At 71.0% G+C, this 8,001-nt stretch carries 4 protein-coding genes; 3 read left to right on the plus strand and 1 reads right to left on the minus strand.

The annotated features are described in order from the left end of the window. Positions 1-175: 175 nt before the first annotated feature. Positions 176-670 carry an Rv3235 family protein gene (locus tag ACFW2E_RS35330; RefSeq protein WP_384472606.1) on the minus strand — a complete coding sequence of 165 codons (495 nt, stop codon included), beginning with the start codon at positions 668-670 and terminating at the stop codon, positions 176-178. A 331-nt stretch (positions 671-1,001) separates the two neighbouring features. Between ACFW2E_RS35330 and ACFW2E_RS35335 the strand changes: the two genes are divergently transcribed. From ACFW2E_RS35335 to ACFW2E_RS35345, 3 genes are all read left to right on the plus strand, one after another. Then, positions 1,002-1,514 carry a DUF6912 family protein gene (locus ACFW2E_RS35335; RefSeq protein WP_384472609.1) on the plus strand — a complete coding sequence of 171 codons (513 nt, stop codon included), beginning with the start codon at positions 1,002-1,004 and terminating at the stop codon, positions 1,512-1,514. A gap of 80 nt (positions 1,515-1,594) precedes the next feature. Continuing rightward, a complete protein-coding gene (locus ACFW2E_RS35340; RefSeq protein WP_384472612.1) occupies positions 1,595-2,260 on the plus strand; it encodes an HAD family hydrolase in 666 nt (221 codons plus the stop codon). Between the two features lie 699 nt (positions 2,261-2,959). Continuing rightward, the gene (locus ACFW2E_RS35345) at positions 2,960-7,900 is read left to right on the plus strand and encodes an NAD-glutamate dehydrogenase (protein ID WP_384472615.1); all 4,941 of its coding nucleotides are present in this window, start codon (positions 2,960-2,962) and stop codon (positions 7,898-7,900) included. Positions 7,901-8,001 lie beyond the last annotated feature (101 nt).

Below are 8,001 nucleotides of genomic sequence, written 5' to 3' on the forward strand. Positions count from 1 at the left end.
GTCCTGGCGCGCGACGGCGAGGAGGCACGAGCCGTCGAGGACACCGTGCGCGCGCACATCACCGAGACGACCCGACTGGGGGGCCCCCCCCGGTCAACCGCGCGGCCCGCGCGCCCCCCCACCCCCCACGACCCCCCCCCCCGCGCGGGGCTCCGCCCACCTTCCCGTACGGGCGCTAGTCGTCGTCCGTCCGTGGGCCACGCGGGCCGCCCAGTTCCACCGCGGTGCAGCGCCAGCGGAGGTCCGGGCCCTGTTCCAGGCGGAAGGCCATGGCGCGCAGCCGGTCACCGGCGCCGATGCGGGCGAAGGCCTCGATGGCGCCCGTGCGGGGGACGTAGTAGCCGATGTCGCGGACGACGGGGCGGGCGCCGCGGGTGCGCAGGGGCCCGCGCTCGGCGAGGCGGGCCAGTTCGTCGTAGGCACGGCCGGCGGTGTGCCGGAGCATCCAGTGGACGGGGCGCTGACCGCTCAGGACGGCGAGCAGACGGTCCGCGAAGAGATCGGTGGGGCGGATCGCCCTGGCGACGCCCGGCGCCGTGGAGGGGGTCGTACGGCCCGGTCCCGCGGCCGGTGTCCTGGGAGTCGTGCCGCCGGGGCGGCGGGGGTCGCGGCGGCTCGGCGGGCGGGTGCCCGGGCGGGGCGCGGCCGCCCTGTTCATGACCTTGTTCATGGGAGTCCCCGTTCTGCGGACCCGGCGATACCGGGCGGTAACTTGCTGGTGGGGATCTTGTACGGGGACGCCGGTGACGGCGGCAAGGAAGCCGGAGCCCGTGTCGGGGGCCGGGAAAGTTCACCTATCCGAGTGGTCGCGAGGGCGGAAAGCCGGGCGGGGACGGGTCCTTACCGGGTGAGTCGCAGGGCGCCGGGTGGACGTGTCCGGAAGTGTGGGCAGGGACTCGAAAGGGGACGCCCACACGTATCCTGAAGGCCCTCCGGGAGACGAGGGACCGCCCTCCCCGGGGCCTCACCGGAGCCTCCGACCACGAAAAGAGCGGCCAGCCATGCGCGTCTACGTCCCCCTGACCCTCCCCGGTCTCGCCGAGGCGTACAAGACGGGCGAGCTGGGGACCGGTCCGTTCGTCGCGTACGCCGTCACGCCCGCGCTGCGTGAGTGGTACCTCTCCGACGACATCGAGGAGCTGGAGTACGCCGCGCTCAACCGGGCCGCGCTGGCCTCGCTGCGGCTGCTCGCGGCGGACCCGGAAGCGCCACGGCGCCGGGTCGTGGTCGCCGTGGACGTGGCCGACGGCGCGGCGACGGCCGACCCGGACCGTGCGCTCGAACCGGCCGCGCTGGGAGAGGTGCGGGTGGCCGGTGCGGTACGGCTGGCCAAGGCCGCCGCGGTGCACGTCGACGCGGACGACGCGGAGACCGACGTGTCCGCCGCGGCGCGCGCGCGGGAGGCGGCGGACGGCGGTGACGACGACGCCCAGTTCGTGGTGGACGAGGCCGAGGACCACGAGCTGCTCTGGTACGCGACGCAGGAGATCCCCAACCTGGTGGGACTCGCCTGACGTTCTCCGCCTCATCCGCCCCAAGCATCTCTGACCTGCGGACATTCATGATTGTCAGTGGCGGCGGGTACGTTTTGTGCATGGGGAAGCGAGGACGCGCGCACATCGTCTGGGACTGGAACGGCACACTGTTCCACGACAATGACGCGATCATCGGGGCGACGAACGCGGCATTCGCCGAGCTGGGGCTTGAGCCGATCACGCTGGAGCGGTACCGGGCGCTGTACTGCGTGCCGGTGCCGAAGTTCTACGAGCGGCTGCTGGGACGGCTGCCGACCGACGCCGAGTGGGAGATCATGGACGACATCTTCCACCGGTACTACGCGGAGCACCGCGTCCGGTGCGGGCTCACCGAGGGGGCGGCCGAGCTGCTGGTGCGGTGGCGTTCGGCGGGCCACAGCCAGTCGCTGCTGAGCATGTACGTGCACGACGAACTCGTCCCGCTGGTGCGGGGGTTCGGGATCGAGGCGCACTTCGTACGGGTCGACGGGCGGACCGGGCCGTCCGGGGGCAGCAAGGCCGGCCACATGGTGCGGCACCTGGAGGCGCTGACCGGCGTGGAACCCGGGCGGACCGTGGTGATCGGGGACGCCGCGGACGACGCGGTGGCGGCGCGGCACGTGGGTGCGCGGGCCGTGCTGTACACCGGGGGTTCGCACGGCAGAGCCAGCCTCGAGGAAGTGGGCGTGCCCGTGGTGGACACACTGGCCGAGGCCGTCGCGGAGGCGGAGCGGCTGGCCGCCTGAAGGGTTCCGGCGGGGCGGTCCCGCTGGACTTCCACCTCACTCCCACCGCACTCCGACACCACCCCTGCCGCACTGCGACCGGACCGTCCCCACCACTCCGCCCGGACTCCCGCCGCACTCCCGCTGGACCGCCCGGCCGCCCGCCGCCGGCCGGAGCCGGACCGCTCCGGACGCGCACGCCCGACCGCCCGCTGGCGGCGCACGGCGCCCCAGGTCACCCGGACGGCGGTACCGGACCCTGCTCCTGATACGCCCGCCGCACAGCCTTCGCCCCTGTGCAGAATGTCAAAGTTCTACCCCTGGTTTTGTACACATACGGCTCATGACGGGCCCGGGGTGAGGAGCGATAGCCTTGTGGCGTGATCAGCGCGATAGCTCGCGGGGGCACCGTCGCCCCTGCCCTGCGCCCGGTGAGCACGGACGACATCCGTGACCGGGCGGCGGTCGCTGGTCTTCACGGGCGGGACGGGGGCACAAGGGCCCCCGAGGCGCCGCGCACATCCCGGGTACCGGCGTCGCGGAGAGCAGCGTCACACCCGTCGGGCGCGTCGAGAATGGCTGAATACGCCCCGCTCATCTCACCTCGCGGCATAGCGTCGGAACGGACCGGACACCCCGGGCCGTGGCGTCGAGCCGCAGGGGAAGAGACCGTACTTCCTTCTACGTCACGCAACGGCGCGCGACAGGAGCCAGAGGACAATGCAGACCAAGCTGGACGAAGCCAAGGCCGAGCTGCTCGACAGGGCCGCCCGGGTAGCTGAGAACAGCCCGGTCGGGGGGCACCTACCGACTGGGACGACGGGCGAGGGCATCCCGGATCGGGAATCCGTGCTCACGTTCCTCCAGCGCTACTACCTGCACACCGCCCCGGAGGACCTCACCGACCGCGATCCGGTCGACGTCTTCGGAGCCGCAGTCTCGCACTTCCGTCTCGCCGAGAGCCGCCCCCAGGGCACGGCCAACGTGCGGGTCCACACGCCGACCGTCGAAGAGAACGGCTGGACCTGCAGCCACACCGTCGTCGAGGTCGTCACCGACGACATGCCCTTCCTCGTCGACTCCGTGACGAACGAGTTGACCCGGCAGGGACGCGGCATCCACGTCGTCATCCACCCGCAGTTCGTCGTCCGGCGCGACCTCACCGGCAAGCTCATCGAGGTGCTGCCCACCCCGTCCAACGGCGCGGACCTCCCGCACGACGCCTACGTCGAGTCCTGGATCCACGTCGAGATCGACCGCGAGACCGACCGCGCCGACCTGAAGCAGATCACCGCCGACCTGCTGCGCGTGCTGTCCGACGTCCGCGAGGCCGTCGAGGACTGGGAGAAGATGCGGGACGCGGCCCTGCGCATCGCCGAGGGGCTCGACGGCGAGCCCGTTCCCGGCGACCTCTCCGCGGCCGAGGTCGAGGAGGCCCGCGAGCTGCTGCGCTGGCTGTCCGCGGACCACTTCACCTTCCTCGGCTACCGCGAGTATCAGCTGCGCGGGGACGACTCGCTGGCGGCGGTGCCGGGCACCGGGCTCGGCATACTGCGTTCGGACCCGCACCACGCGACCGACGAGAGCCACCCCGTCAGCCCCTCCTTCGAGCGACTCCCGGCCGACGCCCGCGCCAAGGCCCGCGAGCACAAGCTCCTCGTCCTGACCAAGGCCAACAGCCGGGCCACCGTGCACCGGCCGTCGTACCTCGACTACGTCGGCGTGAAGAAGTTCGACAAGGACGGGAACGTCGTCGGGGAGCGCCGCTTCCTGGGCCTGTTCTCCTCCGCCGCCTACACCGAGTCGGTCCGCCGCGTGCCCGTCATCCGGCGCAAGGTCGACGAGGTGCTCAGGGGCGCCGGCTTCTCGCCCAACAGCCACGACGGGCGTGACCTGCTGCAGATCCTGGAGACGTACCCGCGCGACGAGCTCTTCCAGACGCCCGCCGACGAGCTGCGCACCATCGCCACTTCGGTCCTCTACCTGCAGGAACGGCGCCGGCTGCGCCTGTACCTGCGTCAGGACGAGTACGGGCGCTACTACTCCGCCCTCGTCTACCTCCCCCGCGACCGCTACACCACCGGCGTCCGGCTGCGGATCATCGACATCCTGAAGGAGGAGCTCGCCGGCATCAGCGTCGACTTCACTGCCTGGAACACGGAGTCGATCCTCTCCCGGCTGCACTTCGTCATCCGCGTCCCGCAGGGCACCGAGCTGCCCCAGCTCAGCGACAACGACAAGGAGCGCATCGAGGCGCGTCTCGTCGAGGCCGCCCGCTCCTGGGCCGACGGGTTCGGCGAGGCCCTGACCGCCGAGTGCGGTGAGGAGCGCGCCGCCGAGCTGCTGCGCCGCTACGGCAACGCCTTCCCCGAGGGCTACAAGGCCGACCACACCCCGCGTGCCGCGGTCGCCGACCTGGTCCACCTGGAGCGGCTCAGCGAGGAGGAGGGCGACTTCTCCTTCAGCCTGTACGAGCCGGTGGGCGCCGCCCCCGACGAGCGCCGCTTCAAGATCTACCGCAAGGGCGCGGCGATCTCCCTGTCCGCCGTGCTGCCGGTCCTCAACCGGCTCGGCGTCGAGGTGATCGACGAGCGGCCGTACGAACTGCGCCGCTCGGACCGCACCACGGCCTGGATCTACGACTTCGGCCTGCGCATCCCCAAGTCGCTGGGCGGCGGCAACGGGGACTACCTCGGCGACGACGGCCGCGAGCGTTTCCAGGAGGCCTTCTCGGCCACCTGGACCGGCAAGGCGGAGAACGACGGCTTCAACGCCCTCGTGCTGGGCGCCGGGCTGACCTGGCGGCAGGCGATGGTGCTGCGCGCGTACGCCAAGTACCTGCGGCAGGCCGGCTCCACCTTCAGCCAGGACTACATGGAGGACACCCTCCGAACCAACGTCCACACCACCCGGCTCCTCGTCTCCCTCTTCGAGGCGCGGATGTCGCCGGACCGCCAGCGTGCCGGGCACGAGATCGTCGACGCGCTCCTCGAGGAGCTCGAGGCCGCGCTCGACCAGGTGGCGAGCCTCGACGAGGACCGCATCCTGCGTTCCTTCCTCACCGTCATCAAGGCGACGCTGCGCACGAACTTCTTCCAGGAGTCGCGCGGCGGCCGGCCGCACGACTACGTGTCCATGAAGTTCGACCCGCAGGCGATCCCCGACCTGCCCGCGCCCCGGCCGGCGTACGAGATCTGGGTGTACTCGCCGCGCGTCGAGGGCGTGCACCTGCGCTTCGGCAAGGTCGCGCGCGGTGGTCTGCGCTGGTCCGACCGCCGTGAGGACTTCCGTACGGAGATCCTCGGCCTGGTCAAGGCGCAGATGGTGAAGAACACCGTCATCGTGCCGGTGGGCGCCAAGGGCGGTTTCGTCGCCAAGCAGCTGCCGGACCCGAGCGCGGACCGTGACGCGTGGCTGGCCGAGGGCATCGCCAGCTACAAGACCTTCATCTCGGCGCTGCTCGACATCACCGACAACATGGTGGCCGGCGAGGTGGTGCCCCCGGCGGACGTCGTGCGGCACGACGAGGACGACACCTACCTGGTGGTCGCGGCCGACAAGGGCACGGCGACGTTCTCGGACATCGCCAACCAGGTCGCGGAGTCGTACAACTTCTGGCTCGGCGACGCCTTCGCCTCCGGCGGCTCCGCGGGCTACGACCACAAGGGCATGGGCATCACCGCCCGCGGCGCCTGGGAGTCCGTCAAGCGGCACTTCCGCGAGCTGGGCGTGGACACCCAGACCGAGGACTTCACGGTCGTCGGCATCGGCGACATGTCCGGTGACGTGTTCGGCAACGGCATGCTGCTCAGCGAGCACATCCGCCTGGTCGCCGCCTTCGACCACCGGCACATCTTCATCGACCCGGACCCGGACGCGGCCATCTCGTACGCCGAGCGCCGCCGTCTGTTCGAGCTGCCCCGCTCCAGCTGGGCCGACTACAACACGGAGCTGCTCTCGGCGGGCGGCGGGATCTTCCCGCGCAGCGCCAAGGCGATCCCGGTCAACGCGCACATCCGCGAGGCCCTCGGCATCGAGGCGGGCGCCACCAAGGTGACCCCGGCCGACCTGATGAAGGCGATCCTGAAGGCGCCGGTGGACCTGCTGTGGAACGGCGGCATCGGTACGTACGTCAAGGCGTCCACGGAGTCGAACGCCGATGTCGGCGACAAGGCGAACGACGCCATCCGCGTCGACGGCGCAGACCTGCGGGTCAAGGTCGTCGGCGAGGGCGGCAACCTGGGCCTGACCCAGCTGGGCCGCATCGAGTTCGCGATGCACGGCGGCAAGATCAACACCGACGCCATCGACAACAGCGCCGGTGTGGACACCTCGGACCACGAGGTGAACATCAAGATCCTGCTCAACGGCCTGGTCACGGACGGCGACATGACCGTGAAGCAGCGCAACAAGCTGCTCGCGGAGATGACCGACGAGGTCGGCGCGCTGGTGCTGCGCAACAACTATGCGCAGAACGTGGCGATCGCCAACGCCCTCGCCCAGTCCAAGGACATGCTCCACGCCCAGCAGCGGTTCATCCGTCACCTGGTGCGTGAGGGCCATCTCGACCGGGCCCTGGAGTTCCTGCCGGCCGACCGTCAGATCCGTGAGCGGCTCGGTCAGGGTCAGGGCCTGACCGGTCCGGAGACGGCCGTCCTGCTGGCGTACACGAAGATCACGGTCGCCGACGAGCTGCTGCACACCTCACTGCCGGACGACCCCTACCTGCGCGGCCTGCTGCACGCGTACTTCCCGACGGCGCTGCGCGAGCGGTTCACCGAGAACGTCGACAGCCACCCGCTGCGCCGTGAGATCACGACCACCGTGCTGGTCAACGACACGGTCAACACGGGTGGTACGACCTATCTGCACCGCCTGCGCGAGGAGACCGGCGCGTCGCTGGAGGAGATCGTCCGGGCCCAGACCGTGGCCCGCACGATCTTCCGCTCGGCGCCCGTGTGGGACGCGGTCGAGGAGCTGGACAACAAGGTCGACGCCTCCGTCCAGACCCGGATCCGGCTGCACTCGCGCCGTCTGGTCGAGCGCGGCACGCGCTGGCTGCTCAACAACCGGCCGCAGCCGCTGGCGCTCGCCGAGACCGTGGAGTTCTTCTCGGAGCGGGTCGAGCAGGTCTGGCAGGAGCTGCCGAAGCTGCTGCGCGGCGCGGACCTGGAGTGGTACCAGCACGTGTACGACGAGCTGTCCGGCGCCGGTGTGCCGGACGAGCTGGCGACGCGCGTGGCCGGCTTCTCCTCCGCCTTCCCGGCGCTGGACATCGTCTCGGTGGCCGACCGCATGGGCAAGGAGCCGCTGGCCGTCGCCGAGGTCTACTACGACCTGGCCGACCGCCTGAGCATCACCCAGCTCATGGACCGCATCATCGAGCTGCCCCGTGCCGACCGCTGGCAGTCCATGGCCCGTGCCTCCATCCGCGAGGACCTGTACGCGGCCCACGCGGGCCTCACCGCGGACGTCCTCGCCGTCGGCAACGGCAAGTCGACTCCCGAGCAGCGCTTCAAGGCCTGGGAGGTCAAGAACGCGGCGATCCTGAGCCGGGCGCGCGCCACCCTCGAGGAGATCCGCAGCTCGGAGTCGTTCGACCTGGCCAACCTGTCGGTGGCCATGCGGACGATGCGGACGCTGTTGCGCACGCACTCGTGACGGCGTGATGCCGTAGCCGCACGGCTGTGCCTGTCTCTGATACACCTCTGACGCTGCCGACCACCATGCAAGGGTAGATCGCGGTGGGGGCCGTATCGTTT

The sequence above is a fragment of the Streptomyces sp. NPDC058964 genome (genome assembly GCF_042741275.1).
GTDB lineage: Bacteria > Actinomycetota > Actinomycetes > Streptomycetales > Streptomycetaceae > Streptomyces.